This window comes from Streptomyces durmitorensis (assembly GCF_023498005.1).
In the GTDB taxonomy this organism is placed as follows: domain Bacteria; phylum Actinomycetota; class Actinomycetes; order Streptomycetales; family Streptomycetaceae; genus Streptomyces; species Streptomyces durmitorensis.
The window spans coordinates 7213646-7232605 of the sequence record NZ_CP097289.1 but is presented as its reverse complement, the minus strand read 5'-3'; the positions used below and the strand labels follow the sequence as shown (position 1 = coordinate 7232605).

The following is an 18960-nucleotide window of genomic DNA, read 5'->3' as shown; positions in this document are numbered from 1 at the left end:
TCGCATGCGGGCGCCGCGCGTCCCACCCTGTGGCGCATGGCACGTTGCGAGGTCTGCGGAAACGACTACGGCATGTCGTTCGAGGTGCACGCGCAAGGCGCGGTGCACGTCTTCGACTGCTTCTCCTGCGCCATTCACCGCATGGCGCCCATCTGTGAGCACTGCCGCTGCCGGATCATCGGCCAGGGCGTGGAGGTCGAGGGGCAGTGGTACTGCGGTGCGCACTGCTCCCGGGCGGAGGGGCAGGTGGGCATCGTCGACAGGGTGTGACCCGACCCCACCACCAGGCACCCCACGACCGAGTTGTACCGTCGTGGGGTGTACCGCTTCCTGTTGTCCCGGCAGTGGGTGATCCTCACCCTCATCGGCCTCGTCCTCATCCCCACGATGATCGAGCTGGGCTTCTGGCAGTTGCACCGCCATGAGCACCGCGTCGCGCAGAACGCCGAGATCTCCAAGGCGCTCGCCGCGAAGCCCGTACCGGCCGAGCAGCTGACCTCGCCCGGACACTCCGTGGCGGACTCCGAGCGCTACCGCCGGGTGAGCGCCAAGGGGACGTACGACTCGAAGCACGAGGTCGTCGTGCGGCGGCGCACGAACTCCGACGAGGAGATCGGCTTCCACGTCCTGACCCCGTTCGTCCTCGACGACGGCAAGGTCCTGCTGGTCAACCGGGGCTGGATCCCCGCCAACGGACCGCAGACGGTGTTCCCGAAGATTCCCGCGGCGCCCAAGGGCGAGATCACCGTCACCGGCCGCCTGATGGCCGACGAGACGTCCGCGCAGAGCGGCATCAAGGACCTCCAGGGGCTGCCGGACCGTCAGATCATGCTGATCAGCAGCGGCCAGCAGGCGCACAGCCTCGGCAAGGAGGTGCTCGGCGGCTACGTCGAGCTGACCTCGCCGGAGTCCCCCGGAAACTCCCCCCAGCTGATCGGCGAGCCCGAGCACGGCGACATCGGCCCGCACATGGCGTACGCCGTCCAGTGGTGGCTGTTCTGCTCGGGCGTCCCCATCGGCTGGGTGGTCCTGGTGCGCCGCGAGGTGAAGGACCGCCGCGCGGCCGCCGCGGAGGCGGTGCCCGCGACGGAGTCGACGCCGGCCGCCGTCTGACGCGCCTCGCGTTCCGTGGCCGGGACGCGGCAGGATAGGGCCATGGATCTTGGACTGAAGGACCGCGTCTACGTCATCACCGGCGCCACCCGTGGCCTGGGCAACGCCGCCGCGCGTGCGCTGGTCGCGGACGGCGCGAAGGTACTGATCACCGGCCGGGACGAGAAGACGGTCGCCGAGGCGGCGGCCGAGCTCGGCGACAACGCCCGCGGCCTCGCGGCGGACAACGCCGACCCGGCCGTCGCCGGTCGGCTGATCGCCGCCGCACGCGAGCACTTCGGGCGCTTCGACGGTGTGCTGATCAGCGTCGGGGGCCCGGCGCCCGGTTTCGCCGCCGACAACACGGACGAGCAGTGGGAGTCGGCTTTCGAGTCCGTGTTCCTCGGGGCGGTGCGGCTGGCGCGCTCGGCGGCGGCGGAGCTCGGCGAGGGCGGCGTCATCGGCTTCGTGCTCTCCGCCTCCGTGCACGAGCCGATTCCGGGGCTGACCATCTCCAACGGACTGCGTCCGGGACTCGCGGGCTTCGCGAAGTCGCTCGCCGACGAGGTCGGCCCCCGGGGCATCCGTGTCGTGGGGCTGCTTCCGTCCCGCATCGACACGGACCGGGTGCGGCAGCTGGACGCGCTCTCCGCTGATCCCGAGGCTGCCCGGGCGGGGCACGAGTCGCGGATTCCGCTGCGGCGGTACGGGACTCCGGAGGAGTTCGGCCGTACGGCGGCGTTCTTCCTCTCGCCCGCGGCGTCGTATCTGACGGGGGTCATGCTGCCGGTGGACGGCGGGGCACGGCACGGGTTCTGACCGCTCCTGCCCCGTATGACGTCGGCCGGTCCTGAGGTTCAGGACCGGCCGACGTCATACGGGAACCCGCTCCCTCAACTCACCCGCTCGGCCCGGTGCTTGACCGCCCGCAACTGCACCACCGCGGGCAGCCGGGCGAGCCCCGCCGAATCCCTCGCATGCGCCAACGCCTCCACGGAGAGCAGGTGCAGCGCCTCGCCGGGCATCGCGTGGGGCTCCAGGAGCAGGGACACGCGTGCCTCCGGCGCGTTGCGGCGGCCCGTGAGGGAGACCCCGGCCCGCTGCACGCCCTCCAGGGACTCCGCCTCCCCGACGAGCACGCCCTCCAGGGCCCGCCCCCGCAGCAGCGCGCCCTCTCCGTCCCCGGTCTCCACGAGGACCTCGGCGAGCCTGCGCCGCCGCAGCTGCGCCACCAGCCACCACAGGGCGAGCAGCAGGCACACCGCGAGTACGGCGATCACCGTGGGCCAGAACCAGCCCTCGTCCCGCCACCGCGCCCGGTCCGCGTCGCTCAGCAGGACGTCACGCTTCCCGTCGTGGATCCACCACGACGGCGGCGACGCACCGAGCCCGACGGCGAGGACCGAGCCGCCGCCGAGCACGAGCACCAGGCCGATCAGGCCGAGGAGCACACGGTTGACCGTCTTCAGCATCGCGAGCTCAGCCCTTCCGACCCGGACGTGCCACCCGGACCGAGAGGCCGGGGCTGCGGCCGAGGCCCAGGTCCCTGATGCCTTCGGCCAGCGTGGCGTCCAAGTCGCTTCGTACGTCGTCGAGTTCACGGAAGTGCGAGACCGCGTGGACGTCCACCTTGGAGCGCGTCATGCGGACCCGCACCGACTGCACGCCGGACACGTCCATCGCCCGGTCCCGCAGCACCATCGCGGCGGCGCCCCGGTGCAGCCCCGCCCGTACGTCCTCGTCCCCGCGCCGCATCGCGAGGACCGCCCGGAGTCCGGGCGTCACGGCGAGCACGATCAGCCAGATGCCCGCGGCCGCGGCCACCCCGGCACCGACGAGGACCGCCGTGCTGTCCAGGGGCCGCTCGCCGAGTTCGCGGGCGAGATCGGGCCGCCATCCCATGGCGGAGTGCCCGGCCCGCACGGCCGCGATGTCGTACAGCAAGAGCCCCGCGGCGCCGAGGATCAGCAGCGCGAGGACGGCGGCGGGAACGCGCCGCGGTGACCAGAAGCGGGTCGCCCTGGTCTCGTCGTCGGCCAGGGTGGGCGGCGCGTCGTAGGACGCCGCGGACGCCGACTGGTCCAGTTCGCTCTCGGCGCGTTCGACGACCGGCGGCGGCTGCGTGCCGCCACCGCCGCCCGCCACATGAGACCCCGAAGCCTCGCTCATCGCGTCCTCCCCTGCGCCGCGGCGTGCACGTGTGCCGAGTGCAGCCGCTCGACGTGGACCGCGACCTCCGGCACTTCCATCCCCGCCAACGCCTTTACCCGCTGGGCGACTTGGCGACGCACAGCGCCGCACTGCCCGCCGATGTCCGAGGGGTAGTCCAGTTCGACGCTGATCCGCACGCGGGCCACATCATGGCGCACGGTGACGGTCGCGTGCGGCGGGGAACCGTCCGCGGGCACCGCCGTCAGTGCCTCGCGTGCCGCCTGTGCCGCGATCTTCGCGACGACCCGGTCGGCGATCCGGGTCGCGCCGCGCTCCGCGGGCGCGACCTGCGGCGCCACGGCTCACCGCCGCCGGTCGTCGCCACGGGTACGGAAGAAGTCGCCGAGCTCCAGGTCCCCCTCGAGGAACCGGCCCGCGACAAACCCTATGGCGCCCAACGCGGCCACCAGCAAGAACGCCCCGAACCCGCCGAAGTACCCGGCGAAGCCGAGCGCCATTCCGGCCACCATGCCGATCACGGCCATGCTCATCGTGTGCTCCTTGGCAAGACGCGTCTGACATCCGGCTCCCGAACGGCCACCGCGCTACTGGAGGCGGCCTTGCGGCTCATCGTCTTCCTCGTCCGGAAGCTTCACATCGCTCACCGCGATGTTGACCTCGACGACTTCGAGTCCGGTCATGCGCTCGACCGCACCGATGACGTTCTCCCGCACATCGCGCGCGACGTCCGCGATCGAGACCCCGTACTCGACGACGATCTCCAGGTCGAGGGCCGTCTGCACCTCGCCGACCTCGGCCTTGACCCCGCGCGACACCGACTTGGCCCCCGAACCGCCGGGCACGCGGTCGCGTACGGCCCCGAAGGTCCTGGCGAGCCCGCCGCCCATCGCGTGCACGCCGTCGACGTCGCGGGCCGCGAGCCCCGCGATCTTCTCGACCACGCCGTCCGCGATCGTGGTGCGCCCCCGGGTCGCGGGGGCGCCGCCGCCCCTCTTGGTCGTACTGCTCTTGCCCAGCGCCTCGTCCGGGGACTCCTTCGTGAGGGTCTCCTGAGGCCGGTTCCGCTGTCCGGTGTCGGTCATCGCCGTATGTCCCTTTCGAAAGGGGATCTACTCCTTCGCCCACACTAAGTGCGGTTACGTCCTCGCGCGCCAGGGATGCGGCAGGCTGGGGCAATGACCGGTGACGGATGGACCGATGCGGTACGGCGGCAGCTCGGCCTGGGGCGGGTTCTCCCCCTGGGAGGTCCGGGTGACGGCTCCTGGCTGACCGAGGCGTGCGCGAATGGAGTACTGCGCCATACGGCGGAACGGGTGAGCGGTGTGCGGCTCGGCGGCCTGCGGGTGGCCCTGGCCGATCCGTCGAAGGCGTACGCCCCCGCCGTGCCGTCACCGCCGAGCGCGCTGCCGCCCGGCCCGCTGCGGATCACGGCTCAGTTCGCCGCCGAGCCGACCGAGCCGCTTCCCGCGGCGGCGGCCCGGCTCCGGGCGGCGCTGTTCGCGGCGGCCGACGAGCGGCTCGGCCTGGTGGTCGAGGAGGTGGACCTCGACGTGACGACGCTGCTCGACGCGGGGCAGGCCCCCGTGGACGTACCGGCGGCGGAGTCAGGGCGGACGCCGCCGGACGGGGCGCAGCCAGCCCCCGGCAGCGGCGACGAGGCACGCGTGGCGAGCGCCGCCCTCGACGTGCCGGGCGTACGGCGGCTGACCGGCGCACTCGGCGGCTTCGGCCGCGCGGTCCACCTCGCCGAGTCCCCGGCGGCGGACGCCGCTCTGCCGCGCCGCCACGCGCGCGTGGAGCTCGCCACGGACCGCGAACACCGCGCCCTGGACGTGGCGCTCGCGGTCCGTACGGCGGTCGGTGCCGCGCTGTCGGACCACCCGTCGGTGGCTGTCCTGATCACGGCGGTCGAGGAGTGAGCTGCGGTCGGGAGCGCCCCGCAGGGGCGCGGGGAACTGCGCGACCAGCCACGACGGCGCCGCAGACAAGAGACGACACCCGCGTCCCAACCAGCGGAGCGCCTACTCGCCGAGCCCCGCCAGGTCCCGCAGGCGACGCCCCTGCGCGGCACGCTCGGCGGTGCGCTGCTCCTCGTACGTACGGCCTGACACGCCCTGAAGCAGCGCCTTGGTCTCGATGACCGCGTCGCGCGGCGCGGCAAGCAGCGCGGCCGCCAAGTCGCTCACGGACGCGTCGAGTTGGTCCGCGGGCACGACGAGGTTGGCCAGGCCCACGCGCTCGGCCTCGGGCGCGTGGACGAACCGCCCGGTGGCGCAGATCTCCAGCGCACGGGCGTAGCCGACAAGTCCCACGAGGGGGTGCGTGCCGGTGAGGTCGGGCACCAGGCCCAGGCTGGTCTCGCGCATGGCGAACTGCACGTCGTCGGCGACGATCCGCAGATCGCAGGCGAGCGCGAGCTGGAAGCCCGCACCGATGGCATGTCCCTGGACGGCAGCGACGGACACGATGTCACTGCGCCGCCACCAGGTGAACGCCTCCTGGTATTCGGCGATCGTGGCGTCGAGGACGCCGTCGTCGCCGCGCGCCAAATCGATGAATGACGGCTCACCGTCGAAGCCCTCGGGCGTGAACGCCTGTCGGTCGAGGCCCGCGGAGAAGGACTTGCCCTCACCGCGGAGCACGACGACACGGACACTGCCCGGCAACATCCGGCCTGCCTCGGCCAACGCCCTCCACAGCGCGGGAGATTGGGCGTTGCGCTTGGCCGGGTTGGCCAGCGTCACCGTGGCGACGGCCTCGTCGACAGTCAGGCGTACGCCGTCCTTGTCGAGTACCGGTGCGGATCCGCCGAGTTCACTGCCGGGCGAAACCATAGGAGCCTCCGATGGTGGTGTGCAGTCGGTCCGGACGCGTGTACGCGCCCGTAAGTGACTGCACAGTAACCACCCGGCCGATCAGTCGATCGACCGGGTGGCCACCGTCGAAGCCGGTGAACCGCCCGCAGCCGTCAGCCGGCTGCGGCCTTCTTGCCTCGCGTCGCCCCGCCGCGTCCCCGCAGCGTGACGCCGGACTCGCTGAGCATGCGGTGCACAAAGCCGTACGAACGGCCCGTCTCCTCAGCCAACGCCCGGATGCTCGCACCGCTGTCGTACTTCTTCTTCAGGTCTGCCGCGAGCTTGTCACGCGCGGCGCCGGTTACCCGGCTGCCCTTCTTCAGAGTCTCGGCCACCCGTGCCTCCTCATAGGAAGTGCGCTCTGGACTTCTCATGATCACCCCTCCCGGGCTTCCTGGCCACCCATTCGGCAAGGTCCGTACGACGAGGTTTCCCGCCGGAGAAGGCGGCACCATGAGCGGAATTAACGATTCCGCGTGTCGAATTCCGTACGGCCGAATGGGTTGTGGATCGAAATGCCAGGTCAGCGCGGTGGCAGGTGAGAGCGGGGTCCGACGCCTCTGCCGCAAGGAAAATCCGTGTATCCCACACTTCGGTACGAGGAGACCTCACACAGATGAAGGATCACGGCTCGGCCGAATGATCCATACGCAGTGGATCAGTTATTCGATCAACCAATGTGGACACCCCGGCGGCACGCTCCCGCGCACCGCCCGGGGGCCCAGGAATCAGGCGAGCGCGACCAGATCCGCGTAGTCCTGGCCCCACAGGTCCTCGACGCCGTCGGGCAGCAGGATGATCCGCTCCGGCTGGAGCGCCTCCACCGCGCCCTCGTCGTGCGTGACGAGGACGACCGCGCCCTTGTAGGTGCGCAGGGCGCCTAGGATCTCCTCGCGGCTCGCCGGGTCGAGGTTGTTGGTGGGCTCGTCGAGGAGCAGCACGTTGGCGGAGGAGACCACCAGGGTCGCGAGCGCCAGACGGGTCTTCTCGCCGCCGGACAGGACGCCCGCGGGCTTGTCGACGTCGTCGCCGGAGAAGAGGAACGAACCGAGCGTCTTGCGCACCGCCACGAGGTCGAGGTCCGGCGCGGCCGAGCGCATGTTCTCCAGGACCGTTCGCTCCGGGTCGAGGGTCTCGTGCTCCTGCGCGTAGTAGCCGAGCTTGAGGCCGTGGCCCTCGATGATCTGGCCGGTGTCGGGCTTCTCGGCGCCGCCCAGGAGGCGCAGGAGCGTGGTCTTGCCCGCGCCGTTGAGGCCCAGGATGACCACGCGCGAACCCTTGTCGATGGCGAGGTCGACGTCCGTGAAGATCTCCAGGGAGCCGTACGACTTGGACAGTCCCTCGGCCATCAGCGGGGTCTTGCCGCAGGGCGAGGGGTCCGGGAAGCGCAGCTTGGCGACCTTGTCGCTCTGGCGGACCTCGTCGAGGCCCGCGAGGAGCTTGTCGGCACGCTTGGCCATGTTCTGCGCGGCGACGGTCTTGGTGGCCTTGGCGCGCATCTTGTCGGCCTGCGAGTGGAGCTGGCTGGCCTTCTTCTCGGCGTTCTGACGCTCGCGCTTGCGGCGCTTCTCGTCGGACTCGCGCTGCTGCTGGTAGAGCCGCCAGCCCATGTTGTAGACGTCGATCTGGGCGCGGTTGGCGTCCAGATAGAAGACCTTGTTGACGACCGTCTCGACCAGTTCGACGTCGTGGGAGATCACGATGAAGCCGCCGCGGTAGGACTTGAGGTAGTCCCGCAGCCAGACGATGGAGTCGGCGTCGAGGTGGTTCGTCGGCTCGTCGAGGAGCAGGGTGTCGGCGTCCGAGAAGAGGATGCGGGCCAGCTCGACACGGCGGCGCTGGCCACCGGAGAGCGTGTGGAGGGGCTGGCCGAGCACGCGGTCGGGGAGGCTGAGCGCGGCGGCGATGGTGGAGGCCTCGGCCTCGGCGGCGTAACCGCCCTTGGTGAGGAACTCCGTCTCCTGGCGCTCGTACTGCTTCATCGCCTTGTCGCGGGTGGCGCCCGAGCCGTTGGCGATGCGCTGTTCGTTCTCGCGCATCTTGCGGATCAGGGTGTCGAGTCCGCGGGCCGAGAGGATGCGGTCGCGGGCGAGCACGTCCAGGTCGCCGGTGCGGGGGTCCTGCGGGAGGTAGCCGACCTCTCCGGAGCGGCTGATCGTGCCGCCTGCCGGGATGCCCTCACCGGCGAGGCACTTGGTGAGCGTGGTCTTGCCCGCTCCGTTGCGGCCCACCAGGCCGATGCGGTCGCCCTTGGCGATACGGAAGGAAGCGTTCTCGATGAGGATGCGGGCGCCGGCGCGCAGCTCGATGCCGGAAGCGGTGATCACGGACAGACTCCTGGGCAGGGGGGATGGACGGCGGAAGGTTTGAAGGCGATCACGCCGTCTAATGCACGAGGAGAATGGCCATGCGGCCAATTCTAACGGGGCGGTGCAACCTCATTTTCTGCCCGGGTTGCTACGCCGTCGGGGGCACCGCCCGGCAGCTCGTTGCCCAGGGGCGTTCGCCGGGGCACGATCCGGCCGAGGTCGTCCACCGCGATCAGTTGCGAGGTCCAGGGCGTCGCCGCGTCGTCGCAGGGCTGGGCGACCATCAGGGCGCTCCCGTGGCGCACGGCACGTGCGGGTTCGAAGGCGCAGCCCGGCCGGGCGGGCAGCACCCAGCGCAGGTCGCCGTCGGCGCTGCGGTAGGCGGCGATGCGCTGCGGGGTGACGACGGCGAGCATGCGGCCGCGGGGGTCGAGCGGCTGGAGGACGCCTGCGGCGCCGCGGGCGGCGGGAGAGCGGAGCCAGGGTGCGCTGCCGGGGATGGCGCGGTGCCAGCGGACGGCGCTGCCGTCGGCGCGCGCGGTGTCGGTGACCAGACCGTCGCTCCAGAGCGCGATGGCGTGCCCGGGGGCGGGGAGCACGGTGAGCGGACGGGCTCCCTCGCGGCTGTAGGTCCAGCGCGGGCGGCCGGTCGCCGGGTCGTACGCCTCGACCGCGCGGCCCGTGCTCCGCAGCTCGGGGGCCGCTGCGCCGTCGGCCACGCGCGCGTGGACGGTGACGTGGTCTCCGTAGGGGGCGGGCCGCGAGTGGTGGGCCGCGGTGATCAGCGGCAGGGCGAGGAGGCCGAGGGCCACCGGGAGCGCGAGCCGGGAGCCGCGGCGGGCGGGCACCGGTCCCACGGGCCCGGCTGCGGCCACCTCGAACGGCACTACGGACACGACGCCCCCTCTTCGACACCCCTGCCGGTACCGCTGCCGGTACCGCTGCCCACGAACAGGCGCAGAGCGTAGCGGTGGCGTCACCGCGCGGCCCCGGGCGGCGGCCGCGACACGGCGCGCCGTTCGGCGAGGGTCCCCCGTTCGGACCCCCGTCCGGCGCCGCGCGGGGTGGCGCATATCAGGATGAAGGCGCCGACATCTCGGCACAGGGCGGCCACACTCCGCCCCGGATGCGAGGCAGAGGGTGGTGCGCCCATGCAGTTCGACGACGACGCCGATCTGGACACGTCCGAGGTACAGGACGTGCGGGGCAGCCGGATTCCCGGCGGCAAGGCGACGGTCGGCGGCGGCATCGCGGGCCTGATCGCGCTGCTCCTGGGGCTGTTCTTCGGGGTCGGCCCGGACCAGCTCGGCCTCTCGTCCGGCGACGAGGAGCCCGCCGCCACCTCCTCGTCCCTCGCGCAGGTGCAGCAGAGCTGCCGTACGGGGCAGGACGCGAACACCAAGGAGGACTGCCGCATCGTGGCGGTGGTCAACAGCGTGCAGGACTACTGGCGCGCGGAGTTCCGGCTCAGGCAGGCGAGCTACTCCCCCGCCCCGACCGTCCTGTTCACCAGCCGGGTGGGCACGGCGTGCGGCGCCGCCACGTCGGCGGTCGGCCCGTTCTACTGCCCCGGCGACCGGAAGGTCTATCTGGACCTGGGCTTCTTCGACGAGCTGCGGACGAAGTTCGGGTCGAGCGGCGGCCCCTTCGCGCAGGCGTACGTCGTGGCGCACGAGTACGGCCACCACGTGCAGAACCTGATGGGGACGCTGCAGCGCGCCCAGGACGGGCGTACGGGCCAGAACAGCAATGCCGTCAAGGTCGAGCTGCAGGCCGACTGCTACGCGGGCGTCTGGGCGCGGCACGCGACCCGCACCCCCGACGACAAGACGGGCAAGCCGCTGATCACCAGCCTGAACGACGCGGACATCCGCGAGGGCCTGGACGCGGCGGCCGCGGTCGGCGACGACCGCATCCAGGAGAAGTTCCAGGGCCGGGTCACCCCGGAGTCCTGGACGCACGGCTCGGCCGAGCAGCGGCAGCAGTGGTTCTACCAGGGCTACCGCACCGGCGACATGGGGCAGTGCAACACCTTCCGGTGAGGTGCTACACCCCTCCGGTGTGCACCTGGAAGGCCGCACGGCGCACGGCCTTGGCCAGCGCCGGGTCGGGGTGGGCCGCGGCGAGGGCGACCAGGACCTGGACGGTGCGGGGGTGGCCGATGCGGCGGACCTCGTCGAGGAGCGCGGGCACCGTGGGCTGCACCGCGGACTCCAGGTGGCGGATGAGGAGATGGGTCTCCCCGTGGTCGGCGACCGCCGCGGCGGTGTCGACCCACAGCCACGTCGACTCGTCCCGCGTGAGGACGAGGTGGACGTCCTCCGGGTCGGCGCCCTCCTGTTCCGCCAGCCAGATGAGGGCGTAGGGCCGCAGCGGGGTCTCGTCCACGACGGCCCGCACCTCGGACTCGGCCGGGGCGCCGACCACCCGCAGGGCCTCGAAGGCGAGGCCGCGCAGGAGGGCGTCCTCGCCGCGGGCGGCGTCCAGGAGCTCGGTGACGGCGCTGCCCACGGGGCGGGCCGCGAGCCAGGCGCGGTACTCGGAGCGGGCCGCGTTCGGGCGCAGGCGTGCGCAGCCGCGGAGCATGTCCTCGGCGGACTGCTCGATGTTCCCGGCCGGGCTCTGCGCGGCCACGCAGATCTGCTCCAGCTTGACCCAGACCGCCCAGCTGCCGAGCGGCGTGAGCGTGGCCTGCCCGTCCGCGTACGTCAGCGCGCCGACGGCGGCGAGGCCGCGCAGCGCCCAGTCCAGGAGGGTGGCCAGGGGCGGCGTCTCGGTCGGGTCCACCGGCTCGGGCTGCGGGCCGTAGGGGATCTCGCAGCGTTCCGTGCGCAGTTCCGTGACGCGCTGGTCGAGGAGGTCCAGGAGCTGCGCCACGGGCACGGGGCCCGCGGAGAGCTGAAGGAGGGTGAGGAGCTGCGGCATGGCCTCGACGGTCTCGGCCACGGTGGCGGGGGCCAGTTCGCGCGATGCCGCGTGCGTGAGCGACCAGGCGTCGAAGAGGGCGACCCAGCCGCGCAGCACGGCGGCGTCGTCACGGTCCCAGGCACGCAGCCGCCAGCCGGGGCGCGCGCTGTCGCCGTGCACCTCGATGAGGCCTGCCAGGCGTGCGGTGTCCCAGTCGGCGCGGACCTGATCCGGGGTCAGTGCGAGTTCCGCGGCGGCCCGTTCGGCGGTCTCGGCCAAGAGGGTTCCCCTGCCGCCTCGGGCATCGGGCGCGCCCGCGTTCGCGTCGGGGGCTCCCGGGCGGCTGCGTCCCGGACGCAGGGACCTGTCGGCCCAGCGGGCGACGGTCACGGCGTCGGCGAGGCCTTGGCGCGCCATCCGGGCCAGCTCTCCGGGGGCGGGCGTGCCCTCGGGGGGCCGGGGCGCGGGACGGCGCGCACGCTGCTGCGTCACTGCGCCGGGGGCGGTCAGGGGTCGCGCTGTGCCGCGCTCCGCCCCCGCTCGCCTCTCGGCCCTGGGGGACTGAGCGCGGACGAGTCGGAGCCTTGAGTCGCGCGGGATACGGGACGTCACGGGAGCAGTCTTCCTGTTGACGGTCCGAAAACCCAAACGGAATGCCTTCGCAAGGCTCCGGAGCGCTACCTCAGGAGGCTTTGGCGCGCTACATGAGGGGCGTGAGGAAGCGCCGCAGCGCCTCTTCATAGCCCGCGGGGTCGGCGTTCCACATGGCTCCGTGGGGCGCATCCGGAACGGTGTGGAGAGTGACCAGTTCCGGCCGCCGTTCGGCCAGTTGACGGGAAAGCGCCCAGGGGGCGATGACGTCGTCGGGGCCGTGGAAGAGGAGCGTGGGGACCCCCAGCACCTCGGGGTCGGCGGCCTCCAGGATGCGGTCGCCGCGCAGGCCCGTACGCCCCTGGGCGGCGCGCACCGCGAGCGGCAGGAGTGGCCTCGGCGTACGCCGGGCCGCGGCGAGCGCCCGCAGGGTGGTCTCCCAGTTGAGCACCGGGGAGTCGAGGACGAGTCCGCTGATCCTCTCGCGCAGGGCCGAGTACGCGGCGGCGTGCAGGGCCATGGCCGCGCCGGTGGACCAGCCGTGCAGGATCACGTTCCGGGCGCCGTAGCGCACGGCGTAGCGGATGGCCGCGTCCAGGTCGCGCCACTCGGTCTCGCCGAGGTGGCCGAGGCCGTCCGGGGAGCGGGGCGCGCCGAGGTCGCCGCGGTAGGCGAGGTCGAGCACCGGGAACTGCTGGCGGTGCAGGAAGTCCATGACGACCATGGGGTGCTCGCGGGTCGTGCCGAGGCCGTGCACGGTGATCACCCAGGTGTCGCGGACCCCCGGCACGAACCAGGCGGGCAGACCGCCTAGTTCCCCGGGGATGTCGACGTCCGCGTGGTCGATGTCCAGTGCCGCGTGCGGGTCGCCGATGTGGACCTGCGGGGTGAGCCAGACCTTGTCGCTGGGGTCGAGGGAGCCGTGCGTGACGCGCTCCAGGCGGCGTACGACGGTGTCCGCCGCGTGCGGCGCGGTGTCAAGGACGGGCCCGATCACCGCATGGCTGCCGCTGCCGCTGAGGCCGTACGTGCCGGGGCGCAGGCTCGCGAGGGCGCGGGTCAGGGTGATCTGGCCCGCGGCCGTGGAGTGGACCGTGAGGCGGGGCTCGGTCGGCAGCGGACGGCCCGACGGTGCCTTCAGGGCGGCGTTGCTGGCGAACCGGCCCGCGGCGACGGCGGCTGCGCCGCCCAGGAGGGCGGTGGTGACGGCGGTGACGGCCGTTGCCGTCGCTTTGGCTGGGCGCACCTGCCCAGTGTCGGGCCGCCGGGTGGCCACGGCCAGTGGGCGGGGCCCGCGGGGTGATGTCACTTCGTCCGCGGGCCCACGGTGTGCCGCATCCCCGCGGGCGGCCCCGGGGGTATCAGCCTTGGCCGTAGCCCCGCAGTCTGTCCTCCGCTTCCCTCAGCTGGCCGGCGGACAGGAGCGTGGGGGCGTGCCCCGGGATCGCGCTCGCCGTCAGCCAGAGGCGGGACATCCATTCCAGCTGGGCCGTGCGGTCGTACGCCTGGTCCAGAGTGTCTCCGTATGTGACGGTTCCGTGGTTCTGCAGCAGGCAACCTGTGCGCTCCCTGAGGGCCCGGAGCATGTTCTCGGCCAACTCGTCGGAGTCGTACGGCGCATACCGGGCGACGCGGGCCGGGCCGCCGAGCGCGGCCGCCATGTAGTGGATGGGCGGCAGCTCCGGTACGAGGGTGGAGACCGCGGTGGCGTGCACCGCGTGGGTGTGGACGACGGCTCCGGCGTCCGTGGTGCGGTAGACGGCCAGGTGCATGGGCAGTTCGCTCGTCGGGGCGAGATCGCCGAAGAGCTGACGGCCGTCCGCGTCGACGCCGACCGCGTCCTGCGGTCTCAGCCGGTCGTACGGCACCCCGCTGGGGGTGACCAGGATCGTGCCGCCGACGCGCACCGAGACATTGCCCGAGGTGCCGACCACCAGGCCGTCCGCCACCGTCCTGCGGGCCGCCGCCACCAGCTCGCCCCACGCCCGCTCCATCGCGTCCTGCCGGTCTTCGCCCCGCTGCTCCGTCATGCCGTGATCCTGCCAGCCGCGGGCCGCGGCACCGCCGTGCGGAGCCCTGGAGTCCGGCTTGGAGTCGGCGTGGAGTCCGGCGTGGAGTCCGCAGGGCCGTGAAGGGCTGCAAAACACCCCCACCCCCGAATGGCTGGCGGTCGACCGGCATTCAACGATCTTCCAATACCCTCCGGGGGATTTGTCCCGCACATCGCCATCCGGGGGGAAATATGGCTCGTGACCACAGAACATCCCGTCGCCGCGCTCACGTCATCGCGGCCTCAGCAGCGACTCTGGTCCTGGCGGGAGCCGCCCTCTCCGAGATTCCGGTTTCGGCGGCGGGCCAGCCGAGGGGACACGACGTCTCGTCGCACCAGAAGAACGTCGACTGGCAGAAGGCGAAGAGCAAGGGCGCGCGCTTCGTCTACGTCAAGGCCACCGAGTCCCACACGTACCGCAATCCCCACTTCGCCCAGCAGTACAACGGCTCCCGCAGCGCGGGCATCATCCGCGGCGCGTACCACTTCGCCGTGCCGGGCAAGTCGTCCGGCAAGAAGCAGGCCGCGTACTTCATGAACCACGGCGGACGGTGGCGGGCGGACGGCTGGACGCTGCCGCCCGCGCTGGACATCGAGCACAATCCGTACAGCTCACGGAAGTGCTACGGCGTCAGCAGGACCGGCATGGTCAACTGGATCAAGTCCTTCAGCGACGAGGTCAAACGGCAGACGGGGCGGCGCCCCGTGATCTACACGACCACCAAGTGGTGGAACGACTGCACGGGCGGCAGCCGCGCCTTCGGGTCGAATCACGCGCTGTGGCTCGCGCGCTGGTCGTCGACGCCGGGGGCGCTGCCCAAGGGGTGGTCGTACCTGACGATCTGGCAGTACGCCAACAGCGGCGGACTGCCGGGTGATCAGAATCTCTTCAGCGGCTCGCTGAACCAGCTGAAGAGCTTCGCCCGGGGGTAGTCGGGCACCCTTGGAAGCCCGGATTCCGGGCCTCGCACCGCCCCTCCGGTCGATCTCCGTCAGGGCCATGACGGAACCGGAGCGGCGGTGCCCCGGATCGGGTCACCGCACGGCCCGACCCAGTTCACTTTCCGTTCACCCTGGTTGCCTACGTTCCACTTGCCACTGACGTCCAACAGAAGCCTGGGTAAATGGAACACATCACGCTTCTCCTCGGGATCGTGATCGTTACCGCTCTCGTGTTCGACTTCACGAACGGTTTCCACGACACGGCCAACGCGATGGCGACCACCATCTCGACTGGCGCTCTCAAGCCCAAGACGGCGGTGGCCATGTCCGCCGTGCTGAATCTCGTCGGCGCCTTCCTGTCTGTCGAGGTCGCCAAGACGATCTCCGGCGGGATCGTCAACGAGGACGGACTGAAGACAGAGGTGATCTTCGCGGCCCTGGTCGGCGCGATCCTCTGGAATCTCCTGACCTGGCTGGTGGGCCTGCCCTCCAGTTCCTCCCACGCACTCTTCGGTGGCCTCATCGGCGCCGCGGTCATGTCGATGGGCTGGTCGTCGATCGACGGCGGCACCGTCGTCACCAAGATCCTGATCCCCGCGATCGCCGCGCCCCTCGTGGCCGGCATCGCCGCGACGCTGGCCACGCGCCTGACGTACCGCATCGGGCGCAACACCGACACCAAGGCGACCGCCAAGGGCTACCGCACCGGTCAGATCGCCTCCGCGGGGCTCGTCTCGCTCGCACACGGCACGAACGACGCGCAGAAGACCATGGGCATCATCACGCTGGCCCTGATCACCGGCGGCGTCCTGAACCCGGGTGCCAACCCCCCGATGTGGGTCATCGTCTCGGCCGGTGTCGCCATCGCGCTCGGCACCTACCTCGGCGGCTGGCGCATCATCCGCACCATGGGCAAGGGCCTCACGGACCTCGCGCCGCAGCAGGGCTTCGCCGCCCAGACCAGCGCCGCGACCGCGATCCTCGCCTCCTCGCACATCGGCTTCTCGCTCTCCACCACCCAGGTCTGCTCGGGCGCCGTGATGGGCGCGGGCCTCGGCCGCAAGGGCGGCGTGGTCCGCTGGTCCACGGCGACCCGCATGTTCGTCGCGTGGGGCCTGACGCTCCCGGCCGCCGGTCTGGTCGGCGCGGGCGCGGAGTTCCTCACCAAGCAGGGCCCCTGGGGCGTCGCGGCGACCGCCGCGCTCCTCATCGGCGGCTCCGCCGTCATCTGGGTGCTGTCCCGGCGCAACGCCGTCGACCACACGAACGTGGCCGACGACGAGATCCGCGGCGCCTCGGAAGCCGAGCCCGCCGGTGTCGTGACCACCGCGATGGCCGCCGTCACCCCGCCGCCCACCGGTTCGGCCGTGACGGCCTCGGACGTCGACCTCGTCAAGGCCACCATCCCGGCCCCGACCGGCACCGTGGCGGACCCCGCCCGGCCCGCCACGGTGTAAGGACAACTGACCATGAACATCGACTGGGCAGCTCTCGGCTCCGTATTCGGAGTCAGCCTCGGCGTGACGGTGGCCCTGGTGGGCCTCTTCACCCTCGGCATCGTCGGCCTCTCCAAGCGTGAGGCGGCGGCGACATCCGGCGCCACCTCCTCCGCCTCCGCCGGCGGCCCTCCCGTGGCGGCACGCACGGGCGCGTACGTGTGCTTCGCACTCTGCGCGGCGGCTGTGGCGTACGGGATCTACCTGATCGTCGCCTGACGACGACCACGGCCTCACAAGAGCCGGGTGGGACGCACCTCATGGGTGCGTCCCACCCGGCTTTTACGTGTCCGCACACCCCCTCATTCACACGAACGAGGGCATGCGATGCGGCGAAGTGACATATGGCATACTGCTACTCAGCTGTCTGCTAGCGTCGGCTGCACATATGGCTCTCTGCCCTATGTCATTGAATCAGCAGCCATCACGACAGCGAGGAGCCACCATGTCGAGGGATGTCGACCCGAGCCTGAATCGCCGCAGGCTTCGCATCGCACTCCGCAAGGCCCGAGAGGCCACGGAGCAGTCACAGGGCCAAGCCGCCCAAGCCCTCGACTGGTCACTGTCCAAGATCATGAGGATCGAGCAGGGCACGGTCAGCCTCTCCGTGACCGATCTGCGCGCTCTCCTCCAGCAGTACGGCGTGACGGACCAGGAACTCGGCGCGGAGCTCGAAGCGGCCGCCCGCGGCTCCAAGGGGCCCAGCTGGTGGGCCAAGTACAACGACGTCATCGGACCGCAGTTCAGTCAGTACTTGGGGTACGAGAGCGCCGCCGCATCCTTTCGCACGTACAACCCGATCATCGTGCCCGGCCTTCTTCAGACGGACGAATACGCGATGGCTCTCCTCACCCCGCGTCTGGACGAGGGGCAGGCGCGGAAGATCGTGGAGCTGCGGACAGCGCGCCAGGAGCGCGCCCTGGAGGGTGAGAACCCGCCGTGGACGTTCTTCGTCGTCGACGAGGCCGCACTGCACCGGCAGGTCGGCGGACCACGCGTGCAGCGCGCCCAACTGCAGCGCCTCATCGACATCTCGGAGCGCCCGCACGTCTCCCTCCAGGTGCTGCCGTTCACGGCGGGCGCCCACTACTCCACCCTGAGCAGCTTCATCCTGCTCGGCTTCCTGGACGACGAGGACCTGCTCTACCTCGAAGCGCAGGGAAACCAGTCGATCCGTGACGACCACGAGCTGATCGTGCGTCACCAGGAGTGCTTCGAGTCTCTCCGCGAGACCGCGCACGACGGAGAGAAGGCCCTCGACCTGATCCGTCAGGTCAGGGACGGCATTGACAGCAGCTGACCTCTCGGGCCCAAGGAGTCCGTGAGGAGCGAGGAGGCCTCAACATGCCAGCCGCGTTGCGAGAGTGGTGGCACGGGGTCCTCACGGCCATCGGGCAGGCGCCGTGGCGAAGCGGTGGTTCGGGTGGTGCGCAAGGTGCCGGTGGGGCTTCCACCGGCTCGGCCTCCGATGCCACCGGCAGCGCCTCTCCCGGACAGACACCGGACGACGGCCCCACCTACAACCAGCTCGTCCGCGAGGCGATGGCCAACCAGGGCCGCACGGACCGGATGGACACGCTGGACCGCCATCGCACGGACGACAACCTCCGGATGTTCACGACCAGGATCGTCTACTGCACCGGCTGCATACTCGTTCTGGTGCTGACGCTCACCGGAGTGCTCGTCGTCCTGGGCACCGTCGGCATGACGGGCTTCTGGACGGTCGGCTCGGTGATCGCCGTCTTCTCGGCCCCCGTGATCGCGCTGAGCCGCCAGCTCACCCACCTGATCTCGCAGACAGGGGCGACGCCCACGCTCAGCGACGACCGCCGTGCCGTGGTTCCTGCCCAGCGTCCCGAGCCCAGGGCCGAGGCCGATGATCCTGCCTGAACTCGGCCGAACCCCACCAGAGCCCCATGGACACAGCGGCCGCCATGGCCGCGAAGGCCCAGACGGCAAGACGGGCGGCCGCGCCCTCGACCAGCAGCGAAGCCGCCGCACCGACCAGGGTGGCGGCCGCGCCGAGCAGCACGCACCCCGCCACGACCACGACGATCCCCGATGCCTTGCGCTTCCCCCCGTGCCCGCCTCTCACCAGGTGCCGCACCTCGGCGAGATGATGCTCGGTCATCCTGTCCCCCCTCCCTCTCCCCCGTCGCCGGCAAGAGCGTTCAGGAACGCCTGCCAGCGCTTGCCGGAGAAGACGACGCGTGGCCCCGACGGGTTCTGCGAATCACGGACGAGCACCGCCTCCCGCTCGAAGGCGACTTCGACGCAGTCTCCGGAGTACCCGCTGAAACTGCTCCTGCGCCACACCCGTCCCGACGACTTCTCCTTGGCCACGCCGACCTCCCCCTGCCCGAGAGCCGGCGCCGCTCGACGCGCGTCCATGTCGGCGTGCTCCGCCCACGCCGATGCACGATAGCGCCGTGATCTCGGAGGGCCGAGAGGTCCGCCGAGAACCACCACACCACGTAACGACCCGGACCGAATCACTCGTGGACCGCTCTCCGGTTGTCGCGTTCCAGTCTAGGAAAGTTCAATTT

General features: G+C 71.5%; 24 protein-coding genes. 10 read left to right on the top strand and 14 right to left on the bottom strand.

Annotated features, from left to right (window positions below):
- The first annotated feature begins 36 nt into the window (after window positions 1-36).
- From M4V62_RS32310 to M4V62_RS32300, 3 genes are read left to right on the top strand one after another with little or no spacing between them, the layout of a single operon-like run.
- Entirely contained in the window at window positions 37-270 is a 234-nt protein-coding gene (locus M4V62_RS32310; RefSeq protein WP_249590727.1) for a hypothetical protein, read from the top strand.
- A gap of 48 nt (window positions 271-318) precedes the next feature.
- Window positions 319-1113 carry an SURF1 family cytochrome oxidase biogenesis protein gene (locus M4V62_RS32305; RefSeq protein WP_249590726.1) on the top strand — a complete coding sequence of 265 codons (795 nt, stop codon included), beginning with the start codon at window positions 319-321 and terminating at the stop codon, window positions 1111-1113.
- Window positions 1114-1155: 42 nt separating this feature from the next.
- Complete coding sequence (locus M4V62_RS32300; RefSeq protein ID WP_249590725.1) at window positions 1156-1911, top strand: SDR family oxidoreductase; 756 nt, start codon at window positions 1156-1158, stop codon at window positions 1909-1911.
- 74 nt (window positions 1912-1985) lie between these two features.
- Here M4V62_RS32300 and amaP read toward each other — a convergent pair whose 3' ends face one another.
- The 5 genes from amaP to M4V62_RS32275 are packed head-to-tail and all read right to left on the bottom strand — an operon-like array spanning window position 1986 to window position 4346.
- Window positions 1986-2564: an alkaline shock response membrane anchor protein AmaP gene (gene amaP / locus M4V62_RS32295; RefSeq protein WP_249590724.1), complete on the bottom strand. Its 579-nt coding sequence runs from the start codon at window positions 2562-2564 to the stop codon at window positions 1986-1988.
- Window positions 2565-2571: 7 nt separating this feature from the next.
- Complete coding sequence (locus tag M4V62_RS32290; RefSeq protein ID WP_249590723.1) at window positions 2572-3261, bottom strand: DUF6286 domain-containing protein; 690 nt, start codon at window positions 3259-3261, stop codon at window positions 2572-2574.
- Window positions 3258-3602, bottom strand: coding sequence for an Asp23/Gls24 family envelope stress response protein (locus M4V62_RS32285; protein WP_249590722.1), 345 nt, complete (start codon window positions 3600-3602; stop codon window positions 3258-3260). Before M4V62_RS32285 ends, M4V62_RS32290 begins: the two co-directional genes overlap by 4 nt.
- Before the next feature lie 3 nt (window positions 3603-3605).
- Window positions 3606-3794 carry a hypothetical protein gene (locus M4V62_RS32280; RefSeq protein ID WP_249590721.1) on the bottom strand — a complete coding sequence of 63 codons (189 nt, stop codon included), beginning with the start codon at window positions 3792-3794 and terminating at the stop codon, window positions 3606-3608.
- 54 nt (window positions 3795-3848) lie between these two features.
- On the bottom strand, window positions 3849-4346 hold the full coding sequence (locus M4V62_RS32275; protein WP_249590720.1) for an Asp23/Gls24 family envelope stress response protein: 498 nt from the start codon (window positions 4344-4346) through the stop codon (window positions 3849-3851).
- A 93-nt stretch (window positions 4347-4439) separates the two neighbouring features.
- Here M4V62_RS32275 and M4V62_RS32270 point away from each other — a divergent pair, with 93 nt between their 5' ends.
- Window positions 4440-5183, top strand: a complete 744-nt coding sequence (locus M4V62_RS32270; RefSeq protein WP_249590719.1) for a nucleopolyhedrovirus P10 family protein — start codon at window positions 4440-4442, stop codon at window positions 5181-5183.
- A gap of 102 nt (window positions 5184-5285) precedes the next feature.
- Here M4V62_RS32270 and M4V62_RS32265 read toward each other — a convergent pair whose 3' ends face one another.
- The 4 genes from M4V62_RS32265 to M4V62_RS32250 all read right to left on the bottom strand — a co-directional run bounded on the left by M4V62_RS32265 (window position 5286) and on the right by M4V62_RS32250 (window position 9324).
- Window positions 5286-6098, bottom strand: a complete 813-nt coding sequence (locus M4V62_RS32265) for an enoyl-CoA hydratase/isomerase family protein (protein ID WP_249590718.1) — start codon at window positions 6096-6098, stop codon at window positions 5286-5288.
- Window positions 6099-6232: 134 nt separating this feature from the next.
- The gene (locus M4V62_RS32260; RefSeq protein WP_249590717.1) at window positions 6233-6454 is read right to left on the bottom strand and encodes a helix-turn-helix domain-containing protein; all 222 of its coding nucleotides are present in this window, start codon (window positions 6452-6454) and stop codon (window positions 6233-6235) included.
- A 393-nt stretch (window positions 6455-6847) separates the two neighbouring features.
- A complete protein-coding gene (locus tag M4V62_RS32255; RefSeq protein WP_249590716.1) occupies window positions 6848-8446 on the bottom strand; it encodes an ABC-F family ATP-binding cassette domain-containing protein in 1599 nt (532 codons plus the stop codon).
- 92 nt (window positions 8447-8538) lie between these two features.
- Window positions 8539-9324: a PQQ-like beta-propeller repeat protein gene (locus M4V62_RS32250; protein WP_249590715.1), complete on the bottom strand. Its 786-nt coding sequence runs from the start codon at window positions 9322-9324 to the stop codon at window positions 8539-8541.
- Between the two features lie 255 nt (window positions 9325-9579).
- Here M4V62_RS32250 and ypfJ point away from each other — a divergent pair, with 255 nt between their 5' ends.
- Window positions 9580-10470, top strand: coding sequence for a KPN_02809 family neutral zinc metallopeptidase (ypfJ, locus tag M4V62_RS32245; RefSeq protein WP_249590714.1), 891 nt, complete (start codon window positions 9580-9582; stop codon window positions 10468-10470).
- 4 nt (window positions 10471-10474) lie between these two features.
- On the opposite strand, the gene M4V62_RS32240 is transcribed toward ypfJ, so the two are convergent.
- From M4V62_RS32240 to M4V62_RS32230, 3 genes are all read right to left on the bottom strand, one after another.
- Window positions 10475-11947: a hypothetical protein gene (locus M4V62_RS32240; protein WP_249590713.1), complete on the bottom strand. Its 1473-nt coding sequence runs from the start codon at window positions 11945-11947 to the stop codon at window positions 10475-10477.
- Window positions 11948-12035: 88 nt separating this feature from the next.
- Window positions 12036-13172: an alpha/beta hydrolase gene (locus tag M4V62_RS32235; RefSeq protein ID WP_249590712.1), complete on the bottom strand. Its 1137-nt coding sequence runs from the start codon at window positions 13170-13172 to the stop codon at window positions 12036-12038.
- A gap of 115 nt (window positions 13173-13287) precedes the next feature.
- Complete coding sequence (locus M4V62_RS32230; protein ID WP_249590711.1) at window positions 13288-13956, bottom strand: class II aldolase/adducin family protein; 669 nt, start codon at window positions 13954-13956, stop codon at window positions 13288-13290.
- Between the two features lie 212 nt (window positions 13957-14168).
- Here M4V62_RS32230 and M4V62_RS32225 point away from each other — a divergent pair, with 212 nt between their 5' ends.
- The 5 genes from M4V62_RS32225 to M4V62_RS32205 all read left to right on the top strand — a co-directional run bounded on the left by M4V62_RS32225 (window position 14169) and on the right by M4V62_RS32205 (window position 18304).
- Entirely contained in the window at window positions 14169-14909 is a 741-nt protein-coding gene (locus M4V62_RS32225; protein ID WP_249590710.1) for a lysozyme, read from the top strand.
- A 191-nt stretch (window positions 14910-15100) separates the two neighbouring features.
- Window positions 15101-16375 (top strand): inorganic phosphate transporter, encoded by a 1275-nt coding sequence (locus tag M4V62_RS32220; protein WP_249590709.1) that lies wholly within the window; start codon window positions 15101-15103, stop codon window positions 16373-16375.
- 12 nt (window positions 16376-16387) lie between these two features.
- The gene (locus M4V62_RS32215) at window positions 16388-16633 is read left to right on the top strand and encodes a hypothetical protein (protein ID WP_249590708.1); all 246 of its coding nucleotides are present in this window, start codon (window positions 16388-16390) and stop codon (window positions 16631-16633) included.
- A gap of 226 nt (window positions 16634-16859) precedes the next feature.
- Window positions 16860-17714 carry a helix-turn-helix domain-containing protein gene (locus M4V62_RS32210; RefSeq protein WP_249590707.1) on the top strand — a complete coding sequence of 285 codons (855 nt, stop codon included), beginning with the start codon at window positions 16860-16862 and terminating at the stop codon, window positions 17712-17714.
- 44 nt (window positions 17715-17758) lie between these two features.
- Window positions 17759-18304: a hypothetical protein gene (locus tag M4V62_RS32205; protein WP_249590706.1), complete on the top strand. Its 546-nt coding sequence runs from the start codon at window positions 17759-17761 to the stop codon at window positions 18302-18304.
- Here the strand turns inward: M4V62_RS32205 and M4V62_RS32200 are convergent.
- Window positions 18231-18545, bottom strand: coding sequence for a hypothetical protein (locus M4V62_RS32200; protein ID WP_249590705.1), 315 nt, complete (start codon window positions 18543-18545; stop codon window positions 18231-18233). The two genes, M4V62_RS32205 and M4V62_RS32200, sit on opposite strands and share 74 nt — an antisense overlap.
- Window positions 18542-18805, bottom strand: a complete 264-nt coding sequence (locus tag M4V62_RS32195) for a DUF397 domain-containing protein (protein WP_249590704.1) — start codon at window positions 18803-18805, stop codon at window positions 18542-18544. Before M4V62_RS32195 ends, M4V62_RS32200 begins: the two co-directional genes overlap by 4 nt.
- Window positions 18806-18960: the final 155 nt, after the last annotated feature.